Origin of the sequence: Nocardia brevicatena NBRC 12119 (genome assembly GCF_000308495.1) — a bacterium.
In the GTDB taxonomy this organism is placed as follows: Bacteria; Actinomycetota; Actinomycetes; order Mycobacteriales; family Mycobacteriaceae; genus Nocardia; species Nocardia brevicatena.
On record NZ_BAFU01000049.1, the window covers coordinates 52,883 to 77,303 of the forward strand.

At 66.9% G+C, this 24,421-nt stretch carries 22 protein-coding genes; 14 read left to right on the plus strand and 8 right to left on the minus strand.

The features are described from left to right. Positions 1-50: 50 nt before the first annotated feature. The 5 genes from ilvD (at position 51) to ON20_RS10705 (ending at position 6,074) form a co-directional block, all read left to right on the plus strand. Positions 51-1,730 carry a dihydroxy-acid dehydratase gene (gene ilvD, locus ON20_RS10690; RefSeq protein WP_245547160.1) on the plus strand — a complete coding sequence of 560 codons (1,680 nt, stop codon included), beginning with the start codon at positions 51-53 and terminating at the stop codon, positions 1,728-1,730. Between the two features lie 135 nt (positions 1,731-1,865). Then, entirely contained in the window at positions 1,866-2,045 is a 180-nt protein-coding gene (locus tag ON20_RS36270; RefSeq protein WP_157228786.1) for a hypothetical protein, read from the plus strand. A 282-nt stretch (positions 2,046-2,327) separates the two neighbouring features. Then, on the plus strand, positions 2,328-3,254 hold the full coding sequence (locus tag ON20_RS10695) for a cyclase family protein (RefSeq protein ID WP_040835022.1): 927 nt from the start codon (positions 2,328-2,330) through the stop codon (positions 3,252-3,254). Between the two features lie 49 nt (positions 3,255-3,303). Next, positions 3,304-4,824 carry a long-chain-fatty-acid--CoA ligase gene (locus ON20_RS10700; RefSeq protein ID WP_040834978.1) on the plus strand — a complete coding sequence of 507 codons (1,521 nt, stop codon included), beginning with the start codon at positions 3,304-3,306 and terminating at the stop codon, positions 4,822-4,824. 578 nt (positions 4,825-5,402) lie between these two features. Then, positions 5,403-6,074: a GAP family protein gene (locus ON20_RS10705; protein WP_040834979.1), complete on the plus strand. Its 672-nt coding sequence runs from the start codon at positions 5,403-5,405 to the stop codon at positions 6,072-6,074. 281 nt (positions 6,075-6,355) lie between these two features. On the opposite strand, the gene ON20_RS10710 is transcribed toward ON20_RS10705, so the two are convergent. From ON20_RS10710 to ON20_RS10735, 6 genes are read right to left on the minus strand one after another with little or no spacing between them, the layout of a single operon-like run. Continuing rightward, on the minus strand, positions 6,356-7,741 hold the full coding sequence (locus ON20_RS10710; protein WP_040834980.1) for a phosphotransferase: 1,386 nt from the start codon (positions 7,739-7,741) through the stop codon (positions 6,356-6,358). Continuing rightward, positions 7,732-8,919, minus strand: a complete 1,188-nt coding sequence (locus tag ON20_RS10715; RefSeq protein WP_174361878.1) for an acyl-CoA dehydrogenase family protein — start codon at positions 8,917-8,919, stop codon at positions 7,732-7,734. Before ON20_RS10715 ends, ON20_RS10710 begins: the two co-directional genes overlap by 10 nt. Next, complete coding sequence (locus ON20_RS10720) at positions 8,916-9,305, minus strand: nuclear transport factor 2 family protein (RefSeq protein WP_040834981.1); 390 nt, start codon at positions 9,303-9,305, stop codon at positions 8,916-8,918. The genes ON20_RS10715 and ON20_RS10720 overlap by 4 nt, the downstream gene beginning before the upstream one ends. Before the next feature lie 57 nt (positions 9,306-9,362). Next, on the minus strand, positions 9,363-10,277 hold the full coding sequence (locus ON20_RS10725; RefSeq protein WP_040834982.1) for a hydroxymethylglutaryl-CoA lyase: 915 nt from the start codon (positions 10,275-10,277) through the stop codon (positions 9,363-9,365). Next, positions 10,274-11,539, minus strand: a complete 1,266-nt coding sequence (locus ON20_RS10730; protein ID WP_051162146.1) for a CaiB/BaiF CoA transferase family protein — start codon at positions 11,537-11,539, stop codon at positions 10,274-10,276. The genes ON20_RS10725 and ON20_RS10730 overlap by 4 nt, the downstream gene beginning before the upstream one ends. A gap of 27 nt (positions 11,540-11,566) precedes the next feature. Beyond that, positions 11,567-12,202 (minus strand): TetR/AcrR family transcriptional regulator, encoded by a 636-nt coding sequence (locus ON20_RS10735; protein WP_040834983.1) that lies wholly within the window; start codon positions 12,200-12,202, stop codon positions 11,567-11,569. 128 nt (positions 12,203-12,330) lie between these two features. Here ON20_RS10735 and ON20_RS10740 point away from each other — a divergent pair, with 128 nt between their 5' ends. The 4 genes from ON20_RS10740 to ON20_RS10755 all read left to right on the plus strand — a co-directional run bounded on the left by ON20_RS10740 (position 12,331) and on the right by ON20_RS10755 (position 15,738). Beyond that, positions 12,331-12,897, plus strand: coding sequence for a VOC family protein (locus ON20_RS10740; RefSeq protein WP_040834984.1), 567 nt, complete (start codon positions 12,331-12,333; stop codon positions 12,895-12,897). A 100-nt stretch (positions 12,898-12,997) separates the two neighbouring features. Next, entirely contained in the window at positions 12,998-13,636 is a 639-nt protein-coding gene (locus tag ON20_RS10745; protein WP_040834985.1) for a carboxymuconolactone decarboxylase family protein, read from the plus strand. Between the two features lie 66 nt (positions 13,637-13,702). Further along, positions 13,703-14,449, plus strand: coding sequence for a trimeric intracellular cation channel family protein (locus ON20_RS10750; RefSeq protein WP_040834986.1), 747 nt, complete (start codon positions 13,703-13,705; stop codon positions 14,447-14,449). Between the two features lie 35 nt (positions 14,450-14,484). Next, on the plus strand, positions 14,485-15,738 hold the full coding sequence (locus ON20_RS10755; RefSeq protein ID WP_040834987.1) for an amidohydrolase: 1,254 nt from the start codon (positions 14,485-14,487) through the stop codon (positions 15,736-15,738). A 138-nt stretch (positions 15,739-15,876) separates the two neighbouring features. On the opposite strand, the gene ON20_RS10760 is transcribed toward ON20_RS10755, so the two are convergent. After that, the gene (locus tag ON20_RS10760; RefSeq protein WP_040834988.1) at positions 15,877-17,520 is read right to left on the minus strand and encodes an ABC-F family ATP-binding cassette domain-containing protein; all 1,644 of its coding nucleotides are present in this window, start codon (positions 17,518-17,520) and stop codon (positions 15,877-15,879) included. Positions 17,521-17,888: 368 nt separating this feature from the next. Continuing rightward, a complete protein-coding gene (locus ON20_RS10765) occupies positions 17,889-18,389 on the minus strand; it encodes a general stress protein (RefSeq protein WP_040834989.1) in 501 nt (166 codons plus the stop codon). Between the two features lie 226 nt (positions 18,390-18,615). On the opposite strand from ON20_RS10765, the gene ON20_RS10775 reads away from it, so the two are divergent. The 5 genes from ON20_RS10775 to ON20_RS10795 all read left to right on the plus strand — a co-directional run bounded on the left by ON20_RS10775 (position 18,616) and on the right by ON20_RS10795 (position 24,410). Next, positions 18,616-19,590, plus strand: coding sequence for an MsnO8 family LLM class oxidoreductase (locus ON20_RS10775; RefSeq protein WP_040834991.1), 975 nt, complete (start codon positions 18,616-18,618; stop codon positions 19,588-19,590). 27 nt (positions 19,591-19,617) lie between these two features. Continuing rightward, positions 19,618-20,820, plus strand: coding sequence for an ArsB/NhaD family transporter (locus ON20_RS10780; RefSeq protein WP_218002493.1), 1,203 nt, complete (start codon positions 19,618-19,620; stop codon positions 20,818-20,820). Positions 20,821-21,070: 250 nt separating this feature from the next. Next, on the plus strand, positions 21,071-22,306 hold the full coding sequence (locus ON20_RS10785; RefSeq protein ID WP_040835026.1) for a PP2C family protein-serine/threonine phosphatase: 1,236 nt from the start codon (positions 21,071-21,073) through the stop codon (positions 22,304-22,306). Then, on the plus strand, positions 22,303-23,970 hold the full coding sequence (locus ON20_RS10790; RefSeq protein ID WP_086008959.1) for a sensor histidine kinase: 1,668 nt from the start codon (positions 22,303-22,305) through the stop codon (positions 23,968-23,970). The genes ON20_RS10785 and ON20_RS10790 overlap by 4 nt, the downstream gene beginning before the upstream one ends. Next, complete coding sequence (locus ON20_RS10795; RefSeq protein WP_040834992.1) at positions 23,967-24,410, plus strand: response regulator; 444 nt, start codon at positions 23,967-23,969, stop codon at positions 24,408-24,410. Before ON20_RS10790 ends, ON20_RS10795 begins: the two co-directional genes overlap by 4 nt. Positions 24,411-24,421: the final 11 nt, after the last annotated feature.

Genomic DNA, 24,421 nt, shown 5'->3' on the forward strand with positions numbered 1-24,421 from the left:
GCGGCGGGAGGATGATGGGCAGCGTGTCTCATGACCCGACTTCACCCGAGATGAAACCGCGTAGCCGTGACGTTACCGATGGCTTGGAGAAGACCGCGGCGCGAGGGATGCTGCGTGCGGTCGGTATGGGCGACGAGGATTGGGCGAAGGCCCAGATCGGTGTGGCGTCCTCGTGGAACGAGATCACTCCCTGCAATCTGTCGCTCGATCGCCTGGCCCGCGGCTGCAAGGAGGGTGTGTTCGCCGCCGGCGGATTCCCTATGCAGTTCGGCACCATCTCGGTCTCCGACGGTATCTCGATGGGCCACGAGGGAATGCATTTCTCCCTGGTCTCGCGTGAGGTGATCGCGGACAGTGTGGAGACCGTGATGCAGGCCGAACGGCTCGACGGGTCGGTGCTGCTCGCCGGCTGCGACAAATCGCTGCCCGGGATGCTGATGGCGGCGGCCCGGCTGGACCTGGCGAGCGTATTCCTCTACGCGGGTTCCATCCTGCCGGGTATCGCGAAACTGTCCGACGGCAGCGAACGCGAGGTGACCGTCATCGATGCCTTCGAAGCGGTGGGGGCCTGTTCGCGCGGGCTGATGAGCCGGGAGGACGTCGACGCGATCGAGCGGGCCATCTGCCCCGGGGAGGGCGCCTGCGGCGGTATGTACACCGCCAATACGATGGCGAGCGCGGCCGAGGCGCTGGGTATGTCGCTGCCCGGCAGCGCGGCGCCGCCGGCCACGGATCGGCGCCGGGACGGTTATGCCCGCCGCAGCGGTCGGGCGGTGATCGAACTGATCCGGCGCGGAATCACCCCCTCCGACATACTCACCACCGAGGCATTCGAGAACGCCATCGCGGTGGTGATGGCCTTCGGCGGGTCCACCAACGCCGTACTGCACCTGTTGGCGATCGCGCACGAGGCGAAGGTCGCGCTGAGTCTGGACGATTTCGCCCGGATCGGGCGGCGCGTCCCGCACCTGGCCGATGTCAAACCGTTCGGCCGGCACGTGATGACCGATATCGACCGGGTGGGCGGTGTCCCGGTGCTGATGAAGACGTTGCTCGATGCCGGGCTGCTGCACGGTGACTGTCTCACCGTGACCGGCCGCACGGTCGCCGAGAACCTGGCCGATATCGCGCCGCCGGACCCGGACGGCAAAGTGATGCGCGCCCTGTCCACCCCGATCCATCCGACCGGCGGTATCACCATCCTGCACGGTTCCTTGGCCCCCGAGGGTGCCGTGGTCAAATCGGCGGGTTTCGAATCCGACGCCTTCGTGGGCGCCGCACGGGTTTTCGACCGCGAGCGGGCCGCGATGGACGCACTGGAGGACGGGACCATCTCGGCGGGTGATGTGGTGGTCATCCGCTACGAGGGTCCCAAGGGCGGCCCGGGGATGCGGGAGATGCTCGCGATCACCGCGGCCATCAAGGGTGCCGGGCTCGGTAAGGACGTCCTGTTGCTCACCGATGGGCGGTTCTCCGGCGGCACCACCGGCCTGTGTGTCGGCCATGTGGCTCCGGAAGCGGTCGACGCGGGACCCATCGCGTTCGTTCGGGACGGCGACCGTATACGCCTGGACGTCGGTGCGGGCACCCTCGACCTGCTGGTCGATCCGGACGAACTCGCCGGCCGCCGCGACGGTTGGGCCCCACTGCCGCCGCGCTACACCCGTGGGGTACTCGCGAAGTATCAGCGGCTCGTGGGTTCGGCCTCCCGCGGCGCGGTCTGTGATTGAGTGCGGCCGGTCTTTCCGGTATCGAGGCCGGGTACGGAGGAGATCGACCGATCCCCCGGCGGACGGGGTCGGAGCCGGGGTCCGAGCGGTAGGCTCGTCGGGGGAATTCTGTGGCGTCACATAGTTGGGGAGACCGTGACGACCGATACCGGGTCGCGCGTCGGCCGAGTGCCGGCGGCGCTCACCGAACCAGCGGGGCATGCCGACCCTTATCCGTTGTACCGGGAACTGCGCGAACTCGGCCCGGCCGCATACGCCCTCGATGGGACACTCGTCGTCAGCGGGTATCGGATGGTGTCGGCTGCTGGTGCGTGATCACCGGTTGCCGAAACGGCCGGAGCCCCATCTGATCGCCTCCGGATTTCCCGATCGGCGTGAATATCCGGGCTGCGTATGGCTTTCACCGGCATGCCGGCGCCGAACCCGCCCGAAGCGTGGCCTTTCACCGGATGAGCGCGGTCGGTTCCCGCGGATAGCTCTTCAATTGCCACACCTTGATTACCGCGTGGTCTCCTATTGACACCGATAGTGCTGCCGATCACACTGAGGGAGAAAGATGACATGACTGTCACGTCATTAATGTTCGGCAAGGAGGCGATGGTGCCCGAAATTCCCGACATGCGCACACTGGGCCAGAAGGTCAGCAACTGGGGTCGATGGGGGACCGAGGACGAGCGCGGAACCACAAACCTGATCACCCCGGAGCGCGTGGTGGCCGCCGCGGGTTTGATTCGCACCGGTCAGACCTTCAAACTGGGCATTCCGCTCGACGGTGAAGGCCCGCAACCCGGCGGTGCGCGGATCAACCCGATACGGCTGATGTCGGAGAACGGCCAGGAGCAGGTGCTTCCGGGCGGGTTCAAATGGGCCGACGATTTCGTGTTCATGCCGCTACAGGCCGGCTCGCAGTACGACTCGCTGGCACATGTGCACTATGACGATCAGCTCTACAACGGGCATCCCGGTTCCGGGGTGACGGTCAAGGGCGCCGACAAGTGTGGGATTCATACCCAATCCGGCGGAATCGCCGGCCGCGGCGTGCTACTGGACGTTGCCCGGGCGCGCGGAGTGGACTGGCTCGACGCGGGAACCGCGATCGGACCCGATGAGCTCGACGCGGTCGCCGCGGCCCAGGGCGTGGGAGTCGGTGCGGGGGACATCCTGCTGATCAGGACGGGGTGGCGCAAGAAGTTTCTCACCGATCGTGACGCCGCGGGATTCATGGCCGGGGAGCCCGGACTGAGCCTGGCCTGTGCGACCTGGCTGCGCGAGCGTGACGTCGCGGTCGTGGGCTCGGACAACTGGGCGGTCGAGGTGATGCCCGGTGAGCATCCCGGAACCGCGTTCGAACTCCATATGGTGCTCATTCGTGATATGGGCCTGACGCTCGCCGAAATGCTCGATTTCGAGGATTTGGCCAAGGCCTGCGCGGCCGACGGCCGATGGGATTTCTTCTATGCCGGACCACCGCTGCAGTTCACGCGCGGAGTCGGCTCGCCGATCAATCCGCTCGCGGTCAGGTGAGCGCGGTGATGACGGTCGTGCGGAAGTCGAGACGGCAGGGAGACCGGGAATGCTGATCGGGGACATCGTCGAATACGGTGCACGCAAACATCCGGATCGGATCGCGGTGCGGTTCGAGAACGAAGCGGTCGACTATCGGCAGTTGCGCGACCGCAGCCGCCGTCTCGCCAACGCTCTGCTCGGTGTCGCCGAGCCGGGCGACCGGGTCGCGATCCTGTCGGGAAACTGCACCCAGTACCTCGACTGCTACTACGGCGTGCCGATGGCGGGTATGGCGTTGACGATCCTCAACTTTCGGCTGCATCCGGAGCAGGTCGTCGCGTTGATCCGGCATTCGGGCGCCCGGGTGCTGATCGTGGCCGCCGAGTTCGCCGATATGGTGGGCCGCATTCGTGACCGAATTCCCTCGGTGTCCACTGTGGTATCGATCGGAACGGCGCCCGATGCCGTCGGATGGGACGAATTCGTCGGCGCCGCCGTGGCCGAAGCTCCCCGCGTGCGTCCGGATCCCGGCGATGTCGCATGGTTGGTGTACACCAGCGGAACCACCGGCACCCCGAAGGGGGTGATGCTCTCCCATCGCAATCTGCTCACCGGTGTGACCTCCTCCGCGCTGCAGTGGGAGTTACCGGAGGAGACGGTATTCCTGTTCTGTTTCCCGCTGTGCCATGTCGGTGGGTACGTCACCCTGGTGAACCATCTGGTGGGCGCCACCGTCGGTATCCTGCGGGCCTACGACAACGCGACCTTCCTGCGTCTGGTCGACGACTGGCAGGTGACGCAAACGGGACTGGCACCGACGATGATCAACTTCCTGCTACAGGATCCCGAGCTGGACCGACATTCGCTCGACTCCCTACAAGCGGTCGGCTACGGTTCGTCGGCCATTCCCGCCACCGTGTTGCGGGAGGGACTGAAGCGTTTCGGATGCGATTTCTATCAGGGGATGGGCATGACCGAACTCGCCGGCAATGTGCTGCATCTGGACAGCGCAGCGCATCATCGAGCAGCGCTCGGTGAAACCGAGTTGCTCGCATCGGCCGGAAAGCCGATGCGGTTGGCCGATATCTGTATCGTCGACGACGATTTCGACGATGTGCCGGCCGGGCAGGTCGGGGAGATGGTCGTGCGTGGCGATCAGGTGACCGTCGGCTACTGGAACGAGCCGCAGGCGACCGCCGATGCCTTCGCCGACGGCTGGTTTCGCACCGGCGATCTGGTTCGGCAGGACGACGAGGGCTTCGTCTACATCGTCGACAGGAAAAAGGACCTCATTATCAGCGGCGGCGAGAACATCGCCTCGCTGACGGTCGAACAGGCCCTGTATCGGCACCCCGGCGTGGCCGAGGCGGCCGCGATCGGTGTTCGCGACGATACCTGGGGAGAAGTGGTGTGCGCGGTGGTGGTCCTTCGCGAGGGCGTCACCGCCTCGGCGGAGGACATCATCGCCAACTGTCGTGAACACCTCGGTGGATTCCAGGTACCCCGCCGGGTGGAATTCGTCGAGGCCCTTCCGAAGAACGTGACCGGAAAGATTCTCAAACGAGAACTCCGCGAAAGCTTCTCGTGAGGAGACGACCGCAGCGGGCATGTCTGCCCCGATCCGGGTGGGCGTGTCCGTGTCGGTGTTCCACTCGTGTGCCGAGTCGTGCGCACCCGGTTGCGCGATGCCCGGAGATCCCACGACGACCGGTTGGTCTCGGGCGAACGGGCAAACCGAGCGAAACAACGGTCCACGAGGACACGGGGTTGCGGTAGTTTTCGCGCAAAACCAACGGATATGGACGTATCTCTCTGATCGGAAAGGGGAGCTACCACAGATAAGGGTGCCGCTCGGCGCGCAGCCCGACAGCGTAGTTGCAGGTAGGTGCTTCCATTACCACGGGTAACGGGCTGTTATCCGCAACAGTGGACAACTTCGTCGGACTTTCCGGCGTTGCTACCGGGACCCCGACGACGGCGAATTCCCACTGGTCCGGCGCGGACGGCCGCATACACTGCTCGGGCGGCGTGGACATGGGATGAGTGCTCTCACAGGGTCCGGGGTGGCCGTCGAAAGCAACGACATGGGCTCAATACGTCAACGACACAGGGCTTCGCCTGCGTCGAAGGGCCTGTGAGCCGAACCGTGTTCCTACCCTTGGCGCAATGGGCGCTGTCATCGGTGATCTACTGCCACTCGCGGTGGGTGTGGCGATCTCACCGATCCCTGTGTTGGCCGCGATCATGATGATCCTGTCGAAGAACGCCGCCGGCGCCGGCCGCGGGTTCGCGCTCGGCTGGGTGGCCGGGATCGCGGCGGCGACGGTGATCATGGTTTTGTTGGCCGGCTCGATGGGTGGTCCGGCCGACCGACAACCGTCGACGGCGGGCTCGTGGCTGAAAATCGCGCTCGGGGTGCTGCTGTTGGGATTGGCGGTGCTGCAGTGGCGGGCCCGCGCGGACACGGCGATACCGAGGTGGATGCGGGCCATCAATGAGCTCACCGTCGGGCGAGCCGTCGGGCTGGGAGTTCTGCTGTCAGCGGTGAATCCGAAGAACCTACTGCTGTGTGTGTCCGCGGGTGTGGTGATCGGGGCCGGCGGCATCAGCGTGGGCGGCCAGGCCGTCGCGGTCGTCGTATTCACGCTGTTGGCCGCGGCCGGCGTGCTGGTGGTGATTCTCGGTTATACCCTGGCCGCCGACCGGCTGCGTGCCCCGCTGGGGCGGCTGCGGGCCTGGCTGCAGGACAACAACCACATGGTGATGGCGATCGTACTGCTCATCATGGGCGCTGTCGTGCTCGGGAAGGGCATCGGCGGATTCTGGCCTGCACGGTAGTGGCAGCACCTATCCGAGGATCGAGGCAGCTGCGGGAGTGAATCCATGAGCGACGAACAACCCGCTGGGAACTCGGGTCGGCCCCTCGCACGGCCTTGCGGGGTACGGACCATGGAGATCGCTGCGATCAGCGACTTCTACCGGCGTTCCACCTCCCCGGGATCGTCGCGTTCCTGATGGGTGCAAGGCGCGACGCTCGCCGAGACCGCCGACAGCGCTGTCGGCGGTCTCGGCGAGCGTTCGGGCGGTCGGTCGAGGGGACGACTCGCCGGCCGCCCGGATCAGGTCGGGTACCGGGGGTTTGTGACGCGTAAGCGGGAGGCAACCGCGACGGACACGACGTGGCGAACGTCGTCGTCGGCGTAATCCACTGCGCCCGCACGCAGAAGCGCGGCCAGTGCGGATTCCGATTCGCAGCCCATATCGCCGAGCAGTCGGTGGACCTCGGCGGTGGCCGCAGGGCCGGCGCGGAGTTCGCGTGCCACGGTGCCGAGCAGGTTGACACAGACACGGGAGAGATATCGCCGGCGCTGCTGTTCCGCGGGTAGGGCGGGACCGATCTCGGCGGCGAGCGTTTCGGCGACGAGATCGAGTATCTCGAGGGCGTCGGGCCGGTCGTGGACGGTGGGGTCGGGTCCCGGTGCCTCGGGCTCGGATACCGATTCGTCGAAGAGACCGAGGGCGGTGAGCAGGTCGTATTCGGATTCGCAGACGCGTCGCCCGATGGCGGCCAGTTCCAGCGAGCGTTCCGCCCCGCCGAGGTGGCGTTGGGCTTGGAATCTGCTCAGAACGAGCCATTTCAGTGTTCCGAACACCTCCCACCATCGCAGTTCTTCAGATGTGGGCCGAGTACCGGTGGCCCGCTCGTAACCGTCCAGGAGTTGTTCGCGGGTGCCGAGTCCGCCGACCGGCGCCGGTGCGCCGAAGCGCCAGGCGCGCACACATAGCCAGCCCAGATCCTCGATCGGGTTGCCGATATGAGCCAATTCCCAATCGAGCACCGCCCGGATACCGGATGGATCGATCAGGAAGTTTCCGAGCCGGAAGTCACCGTGCACGAGTGCCTTCGGTCGGGGGAGGGGAGGGTGGCCGCGCAGCCACCGCAGTCCCATTTCCACGGTCGGACGGGGTTCGTCGAGGTCGCGATAGATCTGTTCGATCGCGTCCAGCGGGTTGTGGTCGTCGAGTGCCTCCAGCGTGTCGATCGGGATGCGGTGAATCCGGCCGAGCACATGGCCGAGTTCGTCGGTGAGCCGTGCGCGTAGGTGCTCGAACTCCGGTTCCCGCTGTAGTCTCCGGGGAATCGACTCGCCGTCGACCATATCCATCAACAGGTAGGGAGCGTCGATTCCGGGTGCGGTGTCGCCGGAGGCGAGTACGGCGGGCACGGGAACCCCCGCCGCGGCCGCCGCCCGCAGACAGGCCGCCTCGGCGCGCATCCGGGCGGCGTCGCCGTGTCCGGGGGGATCACGGCGCAGGACGGCCCGCAGCTCACCGCCCGCCTGATCGCGGGCGGTGACCGCATAGACCTGCCTGCTGGCGCCGCCGGTGAACTGCCGCAGTTCGACCTCGACGATCCCGATACCGGTGGCCGCACCGAGCACCGCGCGGACACCGTCGGCCGGCGTGAGCGGACCGGGTGCCGTGGGTTGTGTCCTCACCGCCATGGTGCGGCCTCGGGGGAACGCAGGAGTCGACGCGCCGTGGACATGCGATGCACTTCGTCGGGACCGTCGTAGATGCGGGCATAGCGCGCCTGCCGGTACATGCGTTCGAGCGGGGTGTCGGCCGTGAGGCCGAGCGCGCCATGGACTTGAATGGCGCGGTCGACGACATTGTGCAGCATGCGTGCGCCCCAGAACTTCACCAAGCCGACCCGTACCCGATGGTCCGCCCCGGCATCCATCGCGCGGGCGGCATCGAGGGTCATCAGTCGGGCGGCATGGATCTCCGCGGCGGATTCGGCGATGTACCGGTGGATTTCGCCCTTGTCCGCGAGCAGCGAGCCGTGCGCGAACCGACTGTTCGCCCGGTCGCACATCAGTTCGTAGGCGCGCTGGGCCTGTCCGAGCCAACGCATGGCGTGGAAGATCCGGCCGGCGCCGAGGCGGTCCTGCGCCACGGTGAAACCCCTGCCTCGCTCACCCAGCAGGTTGGCGGCCGGAACGCGCACGTCGGTGAGCCGGACCTCGTAGTGGTCGCTCGGGTCGTGGCCCATTGTGGGGATGGAGCGGACGATCTCGAATCCGGGGGTATCGGTCGGCACGATGATCGCGCTGATCCTGGCGTGCCTCGGCACGGAGTCGGGCTCGGTCCGGGCGAATACCGTACAGTACGCTGCCTGCGCCACCCCCGTGGTGAACCACTTGTGTCCGTTGATGAGCCAACTGTCACCGTGGAGCTCCGCGCGGGTGGCGATGAGGGTGGGATCGGAGCCGGCGACCTCCGGCTCGGTCAGACCGACCGACGGCAGGATATCGCCGGCCACCATGGGAGGGATCCAGCGGCGCCGCTGTTCGTCCGTACCGTGCCGGTGCAGCATCAGGGTGTCCTGCATGGACACCGAACCGACTGCCAACTGGCCGAATTCCGAGCGGCCGATGATCTCGTTGAGGTAGACGAAATCGAGGAACGGCAGTCCGCCGCCGCCGAGTTCGGCCGGATGGCCGAGTGCCCACAGCCCGAGTCCTTTGGCTCGCTCCCGCAGCCGGTCCAGACTCGCGCGTGCGGCGTCATCATCGGCGGCCAACGCGGGCTCCTGCGGGATGACCTCCTCGTCGATGAACGACCGCATCCGCGCGGTCAATTCGGCGATATGTCCCTCCGGTCGGTTGATCGCCGTCATTGCCGCTCCCGAGCCGAGGTGGACATCGCACGTAGCGGTTGGGTCGCCGCCGAGTCGACATACTCGTCGATACGGGCGATCCGGCCGTTCCGCACCCGGACGAACAACGCGGCCGCAACCTCCAACGGTCCGTGCCCGGGCAGATAACCGCGCAGGACGTGCTGCTGGGCGAAACCGTCGGATAGCGGATAACGCCGGATCTCCTCGTAACGAAGGTCTTCCACCGTCCGTGACAACCACCGCAGCACTCGGAGATTCTCGGTGACGGTCTCCTCGGTGTTTTTGTCGTTGTGCCAGATCCGCGCGTCGGGCGCGTATATCTCGGTCAGGGCGGCCGTGTCGCCGGCGCCGACGGCGGCGAAGAAGCGGTCGGCAAGTTCGTCCATATGAGAGACCTCCTCCGAGGCGGTGTGAATTCTCGTTCCTGCTGGGCGTCGGGCGTGTCAGGCCCGCGCCGCGCTCCTGGGCATGGGTCGGCCACCGGCGACGAGCAGATCGCTGTCAACAGGTTTGCCGAGCAGACGGGAGATCAGTCGTGCGGCATCGAGAGCCTTGTCGATATCGATGCCGGTGGTTATGCCGCCGTCCTCGAACAGGTAGGCCAGTTCCTCGGTGGCGATATTTCCGCTCGCGCCCGGTGCGAAGGGGCAACCGCCGAGGCCGCCGACGGACGCGTCGAACCGGCGGATGCCGTGGTCATAGGCCGCCCAGGCGTTGGCCAGGCCTTGACCGCGGGTGTTGTGTAGGTGGATACCGAGGTCGGCATCGGGCGCGACGGCGCGGACGCGGTCGATTACGTCGCCGGTGCGGACCGGTGAGGCCGTGCCGATGGTATCCGCGATCGTGAGCGCGTCGGCTCCCGAGACCATCGCGTGCCCGGCGATCTCGGCGACGCGGGTGGGGGAGGTGGGGCCGTCGAACGGGCAGTCGAAGGCGATGGCGATGATCACCTCGAGGTGACCGCCCGCCTGGTGAACCAGTTCGGCGATCGGGGTGATGAGTGCGATCGATTCGGCGCTGTCGCGACCGACATTCGCCCGGCTGTGCCCGTCGGATGCCGATACGACGTACTCCAGGCGGGTGATATCGGCGTCGAGCGCCCGACGCACCCCGCCGACCCCCGCGACCAGGGCGGAGAACTCCACCTGTGGCCAACGATCGAGCCGGGCGGCGACCTGCTCGGCATCGGCCAGCGCCGGAATCGCGCGCGGCGAGACGAAGGAGGTGACCTCGATACGGCGCACACCCGTCGCGACGAGCGACTCGATGAACTCGAGCTTGGCCTCGGTGGGTATGGGGTGCTCGATCTGCAGGCCGTCGCGTGGTCCCACCTCACGAATATCGATGGTGGGGGTCATGCGATCGTGCCCTGGGCGCGCAGCCGGGCCAGCCGGTCGCGGTCGTAGCCGAGCAGCCCGCCGAGCACCTCGTCGGTGTGGGTTCCCGGACGGCTCGCGCCGCCCCACCGGACGCCGCCGGCGGTTTCGCTGAGCCGGGGAACCACACCGACGCCCTTGACCGGGACCGGGTCGAACCCGACGTCGTCACTTCCGAGCGAGGGATCGACATGATCGACGAAGATCCCGCGCGCGGTGAACTGAGGGTCGTTCATCACTTCGGCGACGGTGTTCACCGGGCCCGCGACCACCTCGTACCGGGTCAACAGCTCGATCAGGTCGGTGGCGGTGAAGTCTGCCGCCCAGTCGCCGATCATCTCGTCGAGTTCGTCCTGATGCTCACCGCGGGCGCTATGCGTCGCATAGCGGGGATCGGCTGCCAGGGCGGGCCGCCCCATGGCCGCGGCCAGCCGCCGGAACACCGTGTCCTGGTTGGCCGCGATGATCACCCACAATCCGTCCTTGGACCGGTACAGATTCGACGGTGCCACGCGATCCAGGCGCGTACCCGATGGTTGCCGTATATGCCCGGTCTTGTGGTAGTCCGGGATCGTCGACTCCTGGATGGCCAGCGCGGCCTCGGTCAGGGCGGTGTCGACGACCTGTCCGCGTCCGGTTCGTTCGCGGACCAGCAGGGCCGCGAGGACACCGTGGAAGGCGAATAGACCGGCCAGACTGTCGCCGAGGGACAGCGCCATCCGGGGTGGTGCCTGTCCCGGAAAACCGTTGAGGTACCGCAGGCCGCTGACGCCTTCGGCGACCGAGGCGTATCCCGGGCGGGAGGCATACGGTCCGGTTTGCCCGTACCCGGAGACTCGGGCCAGTACCGTCCGCGGATTCCGCATGCTGAGCACGTCATATCCGATACCCCAGCGTTCGAGTGTGCCGGGCCGGAAGCTCTCCACCACGACATCGGCCGTGCGCGCCAGTTCGAGAAAGATATCGCGGCCGTCCTCGGTGCGCAGGTCCAGGCTCACGCACCGCTTGTTGCGAGCGTGGACGGACCAGAAGTACTGGTGGCCGCCTTCGGCCTGCCCCCAGTCGCGGAGCGGATCGGGGCGATCCGGCGCCTCGATCTTGATGACGTCGGCGCCCATATCCCCGAGCAGGCGGCCACAGTACGGTCCGGCGATCAGTGTCCCGAGTTCGAGCACCCGGAAACCGTCGAGCGGACCGGGTGTGGGGCCTGCTTCCTCGGTGGTGGGCGATGGAACTGATGTCATGGTGCCTCCTGGCTCGGCGCCGGTGTGCTATTTCTGGTCCGGATCGAGCCCGAGTGCACTGACGGACATCCGATCGAGCGTGTCCAGCAGGGCCTCCTCATCGGCATCCTCGCCTTGGATCAACCACAGGTACAGCGTGTGATCGACCATCGCGGACATGGCGCGGGCCGCCAATTGCGGGTCGAGTTCCGGTCGGACCAGGCCTTCGCTCTGCCAGCGCGCGATCGCCCGTGCGGTGCGGTCGATGAGTTGGCGGCGGTGCTCGTGCCGTAACTGCCGGAATTCCTCGTTGAAGGTCGCGACCTGTTCGACGATCGCCATCATCCGGGCGTTGCGCCGGTACGCCTCGTAGTAGGAACGGTTGGCGGCGATCAGTTTGGCGGTCGGGGACAGATCCGCCGCGGTCTGTTCCCGGCGGTGCATGTCTTCGAACAATCGGGTGCTCAACTCGCCGAAGACGTGCTCCTTCGACTCGAAATAACGATAGAAGGTGCCGTAGGAGACGCAGGCCTCCTGCGCGATCTGCTCTACCCGGGTGTCGAGGAATCCGACGGTTTCGAAGACGGTCCGTGCGGCCTCCAGTAGCGCGTCGCGTGTTCTGCGTCCCCGCGGGGTCAGGGTATCGACTGCCGCGGGCGGGGTATTGACAGATGACTTCGCCACGGAACAAACTATCCAATAACATGACATGACTGTCAAGTCATGTTGCGGCCGTCGAATTCGCCCGCGTCCGTGGTGGCGGTACATGGACCGGATCCCGACGTCGAATCGTCACAGCAGTAAGGATTGCCATGAACGCCTCCAATCCGAAATACGACCTACGTGGGATCAACCACCTCGCATTGGTGTGTTCCGATATGCGGAGAACGATCGCTTTCTATTCGGGGAGCCTCGGTATGCCGTTGGTCAAAACTATCGAACTGCCCGGAAATCTGGGGCAGCACTTCTTCTTCGACTGTGGCGGCGGGAACACCCTCGCCTTCTTCTGGCTCGCCGACGCCCCCGAGGCGGCTCCCGGACTTGCGGCACCGAAGGGGCTGCCCGACGAGGGGGAACTGCTCAGTGCGGTGGGATCGATGAACCATGTGGCGTTCGCGGTCCCGCCGGAACTGTTCGACGAATACTATGAACGAGTCCGGACGGAAGGCATCGAAGTCAGCCGAATACTCAACCACGACGACAGTCCGGCAGGGGTGTCGCGGGATGTGCACGCCGGTACCTTCGTGCGTTCGTTCTATTTTCAGGACCCCGATGGTGTACTGCTCGAATTCGCTTGCTGGACACGCGCGTTCACCGAAGCCGACGTGACCCACGAACCGAAGACCATCGCCGATCGCCGTGTCTCGACCGGCCGCTGACACGGCTTGCTCGCCGAAGCCCCGGCAACCCCGCGCATACCCCACGCCGCACGCTGTGCGAAAGCGGCGAAACCCGTACCGCCCGAGAGGATTACCCACGATGCCGCGTCTACGCGAAGTGCCCCGCGCCGAAGTCACCGATGAGAAGATCCTGTTCTTCTACGACCGTCTGTTCGGCCCCGACAAGGACCCCGCCGTCGACCACGGCACCGTCCACGGCACTCCCGGTGACTGGTGGACCGTGTTCGCACAATCGCCGGACGTCTTCCGCCACGCCGTACGGGGCTTCGCCCTCTACCGCAACGCCACGCTGGACCCGATGCTGCGAGAACTGGGGCAGAGCCGCGCCGGGTACGCCCGCGGTAGTCAGTTCGTATTCTCCCAGCACTGCAAGCAGATGCGCTCGCTCGGCATGCCCGAGGAGAAGATCGCCGCCATCCCGCACTGGCAGATCAGCGAGTGCTTCTCCGAGCTCGAGCGGGCGGTCCTGGCCTATACCGACGGCCTCGTCCACGACGGTGGGCGGGTACCGGACGAGGTGTTCGCGGTGTTGAAAGCCCATCTGAGTGATCCGGAAATCCTGCAGCTGACCTACATCACGGCCCTGTACGACATGCACGCCACCATGTGCCGGGCGCTGCGTCTGGAATTCGACGACCGGCCCGAAATGGTCGCGGAGGTGCAGATCCCCGAAGGGGTCGAGGTGCGTGATCTGTCTGCCGATCTATCAGGGGAGTGAGTCGCTCCGCCGCCCGCGAGAAGCGGTCGGGGCGAGACATGCGGCTACGCGTGTTAGTTTGCTCCGGTGGCCGCCTTCATCGATGCTGTCGACCAGGCCACCCGCTACCTGGACCTGGCAGGCGTGCTCGCCTGTGCCATGCTCGGCGGCGCTGTCTCCCGCACCGAAGGCCTGGACCTGTTCGGTTTCCTCGTGGTCGGCATCGTGTCCGGGCTCGGCGGCGGAATCATCCGTGACACCCTGCTCCAACAGGGCCCACCGGTGGCGCTCACCGACTACGCCTACCTACCCACCGCCGTCCTCGGCACCCTGATCTCGTTTGTCATCTCGCTCGGTGAACATGCCTGGGACCGGTTGTTCACCGTGCTCGACGCCGCGGTCATCGGCTTCTGGGCGGTCACCGGTGCCCAGAAAACACTCGCCGCGGGGCTGGGCTGGTTACCGGCCGTGCTGCTGGGTATCACGACCGCGGTCGGTGGCGGTGCCACCCGTGATGTGCTGTTGCGGCGGGTTCCGGCTGTCTTCGGCGGCAACGGCCTCTACGCGACGGTGGCCGCGGTGGTAGCGGGCACCATGGTGGTCTGCACCTATCTCGGCGCCCCGGTGCTCGGCATCGTCGGTGGCGTGGTCTGCTCGCTGGTGCTGCGGTCGGCCGCGGTCCGATTCGGATGGGGCCTGCCCAACGGACTCGAATGGCAACCGCACACCCGGCTCGCCGCCGTCTTCGGACGTGGCGACCGTGGAACACGGCGCAAACGTGCCCGTGTCCGACGTGACCGACCGCGCGACCGCGGACCGGAGAAGGAGAACTGAACGCCCCGGTCCCACCGAGCAGAAAGGCACGCCCGATGAACTCCACCGCCTCGGCCGTCCTCGCCGGACTGGACGAAATCCGCGACGATATCGAGAACCTCTATCGTGACCTGCACGCGCATCCCGAACTCGGGCGTCGAGAGCACCGAACCTCCGCCGTGGCCGCCGCTGCCCTACGTGACCTCGGCTACGAGGTCACCGAACACCTCGGCACCACCGGGGTCGTCGGGGTACTCGGTCGCGGATCGGGCCCGACCGTCATGCTGCGCGCCGATATGGACGCCCTACCGGTGCGCGAGGCCACCGGTCTGCCCTACGCCTCGTCGGTTACCGCCATCGACCGCGGCGCCGAACAACCGGTCATGCATGCCTGTGGACACGACGTCCACGTGGCCTGTCTCATCGGGTTCGCCACCCTCATGGCCCGCGCACCGCATGCATGGCAGGGCACCGTCGTGACGCTGTTCCAGCCGTCGGAAGAGAACGGCGACGGTGCCCGCGCCATGATCGAGGACGGCCTGACCACCGCGGTGCCCACTCCCGATGTCGTGTTCGCCCAGCATGTGCTGCCCTATCCGGCGGGATATGTCGGCACCCGCTCGGGACCGTCCCTCTCCGCCGCCGACAGTCTGCGCGTGACGTTGCACGGACGCGGCGGGCACGGTTCCCAGCCCCAGTCCGCGGTCGACCCGATCGTCATGGCCGCGATGTGTGTTCTGCGGTTGCAGACCGTGGTCTCCCGCGAACTGCCCGCCACCACCCCCGCGGTGCTGTCCGTCGGCAGTGTCCATGCCGGCTCCGGTCCGAACGTCATTCCCGACCGTGCGGTGCTCGAACTCAACGTCCGCACCTACGAACCCGCTGTCCGGCAGCAGATACTGCGATCGATCGAACGAATCGTGCGGGCCGAAGCCGTTGCCGCCGGTGCGCCGAAGGAACCGGAATTCCAGCGGATCACCACCTTCCCGCCCACCGTCAACGACGCCGCCACCACGCGCACCGTCGCCGCGGCATTCGCCGACGCCTTCGGCCCCGACGCGCACACCATGGACCTACAGACCGCCAGCGAGGATATGAGCGAGATCCCCGCCGCCTTCGGGGTTCCCTTCACCTACTGGGGTATCGGGGGGACCGACCCCCGCCTGTACGCGGCGGCGGCGCGAAAAGGCACCATCTCCCAGGACGTTCCGGTCAACCACAGCCCCCACTTCGCTCCCGTTCTCCAACCCACCCTCGATACCGGCGTCAAGGCTCTTACCGTCGCCACCCTGGCCTGGCTCGGTACCTGAGCGAGCCCGTACCCGATTGTCGGACGAGGCGCGTCGGCTTCGCGCAGCCGCGGGTGGCAGGGGTGTCGCGACCGACGGTGATGATATGGCGAACGAGGCTCGACTTCTGGGCATCCGAAGCCCTGCTACAGACGGCGCTCAGTTGACGGAAGCAGGCCCGGAGACCTCCAGCAGACGACCTTCGGCAAGCCGCAGCCACCGTTCGACCCCTATTCGGGTCAGGAACCGTTCGTCATGGCTGACCACTACGAATGCACCCCGGTAGGCATTGAGAGCTCCCTCGAGCTGTCCGACGCTGACCAGGTCGAGGTTGTTGGTCGGTTCGTCCAGCAGCAGCAGTTGCGGTGCCGGTTCGGCGAACAAGACGCATGCCAAGGTGGCCCGCAACCGCTCGCCGCCGGAGAGAGCGCCCACGGGCAGATGGACACGAGAACCCCGGAAGAGGAATCGTGCCAGCAGGTTCATGCGTTGTGGGGCGGGCAGGTTCGGGGCGAACACGGCCAGGTTCTCGGCGACGGTTCGATCGAGGTCGAGCAGGTCCAGTCGTTGGGACAGATACGCGACCCGGCCCTCGGCGCGGGTGAGCAGTGTGCCGGCTTCGGGCGTCAGGCCGCCGTGGACGATTCGCAGCAGCGTGGATTTGCCCGCGCCGTTCGGTCCGGTCAGGGCGATGCGTTCGGGACCGCGGATCGTCAGGTCGGCTCCGTCCGCACCGAACAACGGCCGTTCGCCGAACCGGTACCGCATCCGTTCGCCGTGGAACACCGTGCGCCCGGCCGGAACGCCGGTGTCGGGCAGTTGCAGGGTGATCTTCTGTTCATCGCGCAGCGCTCGTTCGGCCTGGTCGAGCCGAGCTCTGGCAGCTTCGACACGGGCGGTGTGCGTTTCGTTCGTTCGGCCGGCCGATTCCTGCGCATTGCGCTTCATGGTCCCGGCGAAGATCTTCGGCAGGCCGGCGTTACCGAGACCCCGGGCGGCGTTGCTCGCCCGGCGCGCGGCGCGTTCGCGCGCCTGCTGTAATTCCCGCTTCTCACGTTTGACTTCCTGTTCGGCGTTGCGAATGTTCTTCTCCGCGACCTCCCGAGCGGCTTGCACCGCCTCTTCGTACTCGGTGAAATTCCCGCCATGGAAATGGATCTCGCCGTCGTGGAGTTCGGCGATGCGGTCCATCCGGTCCAGCAGTGCCCGATCGTGGCTGACCAGCAGTAGGCAGCCGTTCCAGTCGGCGAGCAGATCGTAGAGTTTGTGGCGTGCGACCAGGTCGAGGTTGTTGGTGGGTTCGTCGAGTAGTAGTACGTCCGGGCGGCGAAGCAGCTGGGCGGCCAGACCCAGCGAGACGATCTGGCCGCCGCTGAGGGTGTGTAGCCGCCGAGCGAACGACAGCTCCCCCACACCCAGCCGGTCCAATTGGGCACGGGTGCGTTCCTCGATATCCCATTCGGAGCCGATCGTGGTGAAGTGCTCCTCGGAGGTGTCACCGGATTCGACGGCATCCAGTGCCGCCAGTACCGGTGCGATGCCCAGGAGTTGGGCGACGGTCATCTCGCCGGTCAGCGGCAGGGTCTGGGGGAGGTAGCCGAGCACGCCGCTCACGGCCACACTGCCGCTGGGGGGTCGCAGGTCGCCCGCGATCAGCCGGAGCAGGGTGCTTTTACCTGCGCCGTTCGGGGCGACCAGACCGGTCCGTCCGGCGGGTACACCGAAGGACAGGTCTGTGAAGACAGGAGTGTCGTCCGGCCAGGAGAACGACAGATTGGAGCAGACGATATAGGCATCGGGCATGGATGAGAGACCTCGAGTGTCGTGCGGGCGCATAGAAGCTGCCGCGCAAGATGAATCGGTGGACGACGACATGGCCACGACAGCGGCGCCCACATGCGCCTACCGGTGGCCGTCAGAGCCGGGTGACCCCTGAGATGTCGAGTTCACCAACCATGGTCGATCTCCCTTGTTTCGATCACTCCCGATCGACGATAGCAGCCACCTGTCGGCCGGCCGCGGTGGGTTCCCGCACACCGTCGCCGCATTCCTCGGCAAGCGGAGCGGGGAACCGCTTTCCGGACGAGGGTGATGTCGGAGAGGCTCCACGGCCGACCGGTGCCGCCTTCGGCGTATCTCGGTGACACCGCCCGACTCGCCGGCGCCGTAGGTCATCCCGTGACGAAACGCTCCGCCTCGGCGGCATGTGTCTCCGTGACATAGATGTCGTAGCGTTGCGCCTCGAGGGTCTGCACGCTGGAGAAGTCGCGCCGGCCTCCCGTCGACCAATGCGCGACGAACCCGAAGATCGCGCCCCATACGGCGCCGATGATCACGGTCGTCACGAGCACCCAGACCCAGGCGACGGGACCGCTGGTGAACAATCCGAACAACAGACCGATCAGCAGACCGAACCAGGCGCCACTGGCGGCGCCCGCCAGCGCGGCCCGCGCGTTCGTCATCCGTCCGGTGACCTGCTCGACCGTTCGCACCCCGTCGCCGACGATCCGCAGATGCTCCACCGGGAAACCGGCGTCGGACATTCGGTCGACGAGTTGCTGCGCGGCCAGGTAGTTGTCGAACGAAGCGATCCGCCGACTACCGGGCGAGTCAACCGGCCGGGGCTCGGGCTCGCGGGGTTGCGACGAAGGCGACGGCTCGAAGTTCGTCATCGGTCCTCCACGGTTCGTGGGTTACAGGGAGATACGTCGCCGTGGTACCCCATCCTCATATCGGTATTCACCGGCCGCGGTCTCCGCGCATACCGTTTCCGGCCGGACCGTCGTGACCCGCTCGGAGGACGAGGTCGCGAGGTGGGACCGCAGACCGCCTTGCCCACGTCCGGTGGGGTCGGATGACCACGCGGAAGACAGCAGCCCCGTGTGGTGTTCCATCGGCGTGCGGTTATCTCTTCTCGACCGGTCGCGGACGCGTGCGGGTGAACCGGAGTCCGCGGCGTTGGCGCATACGGTCGAACGTGCGGTGGCGGCGGAGGGACTCGGGTACGGGCGGTTCTGGGTGGCCGAACATCACGCGGTGCCGGGGATCGTTTCCGGGTCACCGCCGGTGCTGCTCGGGGCGATCGGGGCGCGGACGTCCTCGATTCGGATCGGATCCGGGGGTGTGATGCTGCCGCACCATCAGCCCTTGGTGGTCGCGGAGCAGTTCCTGATGCTGGAGGCGCTGTATCCGGGGCGGATCGATCTCGGGCTCGGACGTTCGCTCGCATTCACCGCGCCGGTGCGACGGGCATTGCGTCAGGACAGTGCCGCACCGGATCGGTTCGAGGCGGATATCGCGCAGGTGCGTGATTATCTGGACCGGACAGCGCCGATCACCGCCCATCCGATCACCGAGACCACCATCCCACTGTTCGTCCTGGCCACCGGCCGGGGACTCACCGTGGCCGCCCGGCTGGGGATGCCGGTTGTCCTCGGGGGCCCTGTCCTGGACCGTCCGGACTTGGACGAGTTGCTCGCGAACCATCGGCGCGACTTCCGGCCCGGACCGCGAGCGGAGCGACCCACGGTGACGATCGCGGTGGACGTCATCGTCGCCGATACCGACGAGCAGGCGCGTGATCTCGCCCTACCCGAGGCGTGGGCGATGGCGCGGGCCCGCAGTACCGGCGAGTTCCGGGCCTTGGAAGCGGTCGCCGCGATCAAGGCGAAGCGGTGGACCGAGCAGGACCGTCGCCGAGCCGAACAGGCGGTGCGGCGTACGGTGGCGGGCTCGCCGGCGACGGTGCGGCGGCACCTGGAGCGGCTGTCCGAACGGACCGGCGCCGACGAACTCCTCGCGACGACATCGACATACGACCGCGACGCACTCGCGGCTTCCGACGCCGCCCTGGCTGGGATACTTCTCGGCTGAGCAGTGACCCTCGCGTGGTAAGCGAATGTGACCGAGGCCACGGCCCTGGCGGTGAGCGTTTGCCGCTGTCGCGGGCGGGAATCGACGGCCGGCATGCTGTGGCGCGTGTGGCTGTTTCTCGCCGTGCTCGGCGTCTTGGTGGTGGTGACGGGCAGGCTGCCCGTCGACGATGCCCTCGATATCGGTGTTCACCGGGCGGGGCCGATCCTGGGTTTCCTGGTCGCGGTGACCGTGCTCGCCGAGTTGGCCGACAAGGCGGGAGTCTTCGACATGGCGGCACACTACTGCGCCCGGCTCGCGCGGGGCTCGACACCACTACTGTTCGTGCTGGTGGCATCGCTCGCCACGGTGACGACCGTCACGATGAGCCTGGATACCACCGCAGTGCTGCTCACCCCCGTGGTGTTGGCAACGGTCGAACGGCTCGGCCTGGCGGCCGTGCCGTTCGCGCTGCTGGTGGTATGGCTGGCCAATACCGCGAGTCTGCTGTTGCCGGTGTCGAACCTGACGAACCTACTGGCCGCCGACCACACCGGACTCACGGCATGGGAGTTCGCCGTCCGTATGGCACTTCCCCAGCTCGTCGCGGTGGTGTTGACGGTGGGCTTTCTCGGCGCGGTCTTCGGACGAAGCCTGCGCGGGCGCTACCAGGTGTCGGCGTTCGCCGGGCCGGCAGACCGGTTCCTGTGCCTGGTCTGCGCATCGGCCTGTCTCGGTTTCGCGGCCGCGGTCGCTGTCGGTGTGCCTCCTTGGCAGGCGGCAACGGCGGGCGCGCTGGTCGCGGTAACCGCTTTCGTCCTGCGTGCCCGTGAATATCTGCGGCCGGCACTGTTGCCGTGGCGGCTGGTGATCACCACCGAGGGCCTGTTCCTGGTGGTCACCGCCCTACTGCATCAGGGCCTCGGCGATCTGCTCACCCAGTGGGTCGACGGTTCGGGCCTGCGCACCGTTTTCGTCTCCGCCGCCGCGGCCAACCTGGTCAACAATTTGCCCGCCTACCTGGCGATGGAGACCACCGTTCCCGCGGACGATCCGGCGCGGGTGTGGCCCGTCCTACTCGGCACCAATATCGGCCCGCTGGTCACCATGTGGGGGTCCCTGGCCACCCTGCTGTGGGCCGATCGCTGCCGGGCCCGCGGTGTACACATCGGAGCCGGCCGGTTCGCCGCACTCGGCCTGGTGGGGGTGCCGCTGATCCTGGGAGTCACATGGGCGACGGTGGTCCGGTGAGACCGGTGCCCGGCCGAACCCTCTCACCACGACAATCGTCGATCCGATACGATCACTGCTGCCTCTCGGTCCAGCAACCGGCCGCTGAGTCAGTGGACGTGCGCCATGGCGCCGTCGTTTCCTGTGTGATCGGAGGCAGTGGTGTCGATGCATCCTGACGAAATCCGTGTGATCCGCGTTTCCATGGTCGCCCCCGCATGGTGTGGCGACACGGTTGCTTCCGCCGTGCGAGAGTTTGTCGGCGGCGACCGTGCGTAGTGACGCTTTCGGCGCGGACATCGGTCTGGCCGCCGACGCGGGCTGGTTCGACCGGGAACCGTGCGTCCTGCTGGTCGAGGACGACCCCGGCGACGCCCTGTTGGTCGAGGAACTGGTCGCCGACGCGGCACCCGGCCTGCGCTTGGAATGGGTGCGCACTCTCGCCGAGGCGGGAGACCGTCTGCGGGTGGAGACCCCCGACTGTGTGCTGCTCGACCTGCATCTGCCCGATGTCCAGGGGCTGGAAGCGGTGGCCAGGATCCGTGAGCACAACGATCAGGTCGCCGTGGTGGTGATGACCGGACTCGACCAGGAGCGCACCGGTCTGGCAGCCTTGGCCTCCGGCGCGCAGGACTACCTGGTCAAGGGCCGGGTGGAATCGGAACTGTTCGCGCGTGCCGTGCGCTACGCCATTCAGCGCAAGCAGGTCGAACGCACCAGTGCGGCGCTGCAGGCGAGTCAGATGCGGGCACAGGAGAACGCCCGCCTCGAGCGTGGGCTGCTGCCGACCCCGCTGTTGGGCGCCGACCGCGCGGTGGACGTGGTCTCCCGATACCGGCCCGGTCGCGCGCATTCGCTGCTCGGCGGTGATTTCTACGATGTCGTGCAGGACGCCGACGGCCTCGTGCACGCCATCATCGGCGATGTCTCCGGTCACGGTCCCGATGCCGCCGCAACCGGTGTCGCGCTGCGCTTGGCCTGGCGCACACTGGTCCTCACCGGAGTGACCGGGTCGCGGCAGCTGCGGCTGTTGGAACGAGTGTTGCTGGCCGAGCGGACCGATCGACAGACCTTCGCCACCGCGACAAGCCTGGTCCTCGACCCGTCGACCAGGCAGGTGTTGGTACGTCGCGCCGGGCATCCGGGCATGCTGCACCACGCCCACGGCGAGCTGCGCTGGCTCGAGGTTCCCGGCGGAGCGGCGCTCGGATTCATGCCCGGGCGCGCGCAGTGGCCCGTCTCCGAGATCGAGTTGGCTGCCGACGCGAGGCTGATGCTGTTCACCGACGGACTGTTCGAGGGTCGAGCGGGTCGCGACGGTGCGCGGCTCGGCGAGGACGGTCTGCTGCATATCGCCAGGACGGTTCCCGCGGGACATCCCGAGACGTTTGTCGACGAGCTGATCGGCCGGGTGGAGGAGCTGGCCTCCGAGGCGGGCGGCCTGGACGACGACCTGGCCATTATCTACTTGCGTTGGAACGACACGCGGAGGGGCGAGCTTCCATGACGAACACCGACTCCGGGATGGTCGGCAGGCTGACCGCACAGGCCTGGTTCCAGTTGGTCTTCGCGTTGATGATCCTGGTTGTCCTGCTGGGCGCCGTTGCCGGCGCACAGGTCATCAACCACACCAACCACGTCACCGACCGGCTGGTGGAGCAGACGCTGCCCGCCTCCGCGGAGGCCTACCGGCTACAGAGCGCGCTGATCAACCAGGAGACAGGCCTGCGCGGCTATGCCATCGCCGCCGATCCGCAGTTCCTCGAGCCCTATGTGCAGGGCAGGCAGGACCAGGAGCGCGCGGCCGGGCGCCTGCGCGAGCTACTGGACGACCGCCCCGAATTGCTGGCCGACCTCGACACGATCGAACGCTGGGTGCAGCAGTGGCGCACCGAGTACGCCGACCCGCTCGCCGCGACCCCGAGCGCCGACGCGGCTCGCGAGCTGGACGCCGCGACGACCGTGCGCGCCAAAACCGTCTTCGATCGGCTACGCGCCGCGTTCACCACCCAGAACGATCATTTGGCGGCCACCCTCGCCGAGGACAACCGGGCATTGGACCAGGCCCGCACCACCCGCAATATCGTGCTGGTAGGCATGGTGATCGTCTTCTTGCTGACGGGCACCGTATTGACCGTGTTGTTGCGCAGGCTCGTCGTACGCCCGCTCTCCGAACTCACCGAATCGTCACTACGTGTGGCGAACGGCGAATTCGACCATCACATCGACAGTCACGGCCCCGCCGATGTGGTCCAGGTCGCCGAGGCGGTCGAGGACATGCGCACGCGCATCGTCACCGAGCTGAGTTCCTCACGGTCTCAGGGCCTGCTGCTGCAGCAACAGAAGACCGACCTGGATCTGCAGGCCGAGGAGCTGCGCCGTTCCAACGCCGAGTTGGAACAGTTCGCCTACGTCGCCTCACACGATCTGCAGGAACCGCTGCGCAAGGTTGCCTCGTTCTGTCAGCTGTTGGAGAAGCGCTACGGCTCCCAGCTCGACGAACGCGGTAAGCAGTACATCGATTTCGCCGTCGACGGCGCCAAGCGCATGCAGGTGCTCATCAACGATCTGCTCACCTTCTCCCGCGTCGGCCGGCTCAGTGAGGGAGCCGAGCCGGTCCGCCTCGACCGGCCACTGGAGAAGGCGCTGACCAACCTATCGGCCATGATCGAGGACAACGAGGCCGTTATCGAGCGGCCCGAACAGCTGCCCGAGATCATGGGCGAGGCAACGCTGCTGACGATGTTGTGGCAGAATCTCATCAGTAATGCGATCAAGTTCCGCAAGTCCGATCTCGCGCCCGTCGTGTATATCGCCGTCGAGCCGCTCGATGACGATCCGGCGGGTCGGCTATTCTCGGTGACCGACAACGGCATCGGTATCGCACCGCAATTCGCGGAAAAGGTGTTCGTCATCTTCCAGCGGCTACACGCGCGTGACGAATACAGTGGTACCGGAATAGGCCTGGCCGTCTGCAAGAAGATCGTCGAATACCACGGCGGTCGCATCTGGATCGATACCGATCACACCGAGGGCACCCGGATCTGCTTCACCCTCCGTGCCGTCGACCCCCCGGTCGCGGTCGAGAACGAGGCCGCCGCGGTATCCGCCGGCGCCGTACAAATGCCCACCACCACACCGGAATCCGCCACAGAAGGAGCCAACGCATGAGCATGCCGGGCCGGCCGATCGACATTCTGCTCGTCGAGGACGATCCGGGCGACGAACTGATGACGAGGGAGGCGTTCGAGGACAACAAGATCGGCAACACCCTGCACGTCGCCCACGATGGACAGGAAGCGCTGGACTTCCTCTACCGCCAGGGCGAGTACACGGACGCCCCACGTCCCGACCTCATCCTGCTCGACCTGAACCTGCCGAAATACGACGGCAGGCAGGTGCTGGAGAAGATCAAGGCCGATTCCGAGCTCGCGCATATCCCGGTGGTCGTACTCACCACTTCGGCCGCCGAGGAGGACATTCTGCGCAGCTACAAGCTGCACGCCAACGCCTATGTCACCAAACCGGTGGATCTCGACCAGTTCGTGGCCGCCATCAAGCAGATCGATGAGTTCTTCGTCCAGGTGGTCCGGCTGCCGCGCACCCGGTAGGCGCGCGGCGG

Coding starts and splice junctions, on each gene's coding strand:
- ilvD (WP_245547160.1), top strand. CDS start 51: ATGAAACCGCGTAGCCGTGACGTTACCGATGGCTTGGAGAAGACCGCG.
- ON20_RS10695 (WP_040835022.1), top strand. CDS start 2,328: ATGGTGCCCGAAATTCCCGACATGCGCACACTGGGCCAGAAGGTCAGC.
- ON20_RS10700 (WP_040834978.1), top strand. CDS start 3,304: ATGCTGATCGGGGACATCGTCGAATACGGTGCACGCAAACATCCGGAT.
- ON20_RS10705 (WP_040834979.1), top strand. CDS start 5,403: ATGGGCGCTGTCATCGGTGATCTACTGCCACTCGCGGTGGGTGTGGCG.
- ON20_RS10710 (WP_040834980.1), bottom strand. CDS start 7,741: ATGGCGGTGAGGACACAACCCACGGCACCCGGTCCGCTCACGCCGGCC.
- ON20_RS10715 (WP_174361878.1), bottom strand. CDS start 8,919: ATGACGGCGATCAACCGACCGGAGGGACATATCGCCGAATTGACCGCG.
- ON20_RS10720 (WP_040834981.1), bottom strand. CDS start 9,305: ATGGACGAACTTGCCGACCGCTTCTTCGCCGCCGTCGGCGCCGGCGAC.
- ON20_RS10725 (WP_040834982.1), bottom strand. CDS start 10,277: ATGACCCCCACCATCGATATTCGTGAGGTGGGACCACGCGACGGCCTG.
- ON20_RS10730 (WP_051162146.1), bottom strand. CDS start 11,539: ATGACATCAGTTCCATCGCCCACCACCGAGGAAGCAGGCCCCACACCC.
- ON20_RS10740 (WP_040834984.1), top strand. CDS start 12,331: ATGAACGCCTCCAATCCGAAATACGACCTACGTGGGATCAACCACCTC.
- ON20_RS10745 (WP_040834985.1), top strand. CDS start 12,998: ATGCCGCGTCTACGCGAAGTGCCCCGCGCCGAAGTCACCGATGAGAAG.
- ON20_RS10755 (WP_040834987.1), top strand. CDS start 14,485: ATGAACTCCACCGCCTCGGCCGTCCTCGCCGGACTGGACGAAATCCGC.
- ON20_RS10760 (WP_040834988.1), bottom strand. CDS start 17,520: ATGCCCGATGCCTATATCGTCTGCTCCAATCTGTCGTTCTCCTGGCCG.
- ON20_RS10765 (WP_040834989.1), bottom strand. CDS start 18,389: ATGACGAACTTCGAGCCGTCGCCTTCGTCGCAACCCCGCGAGCCCGAG.
- ON20_RS10790 (WP_086008959.1), top strand. CDS start 22,303: ATGACGAACACCGACTCCGGGATGGTCGGCAGGCTGACCGCACAGGCC.
- ON20_RS10795 (WP_040834992.1), top strand. CDS start 23,967: ATGAGCATGCCGGGCCGGCCGATCGACATTCTGCTCGTCGAGGACGAT.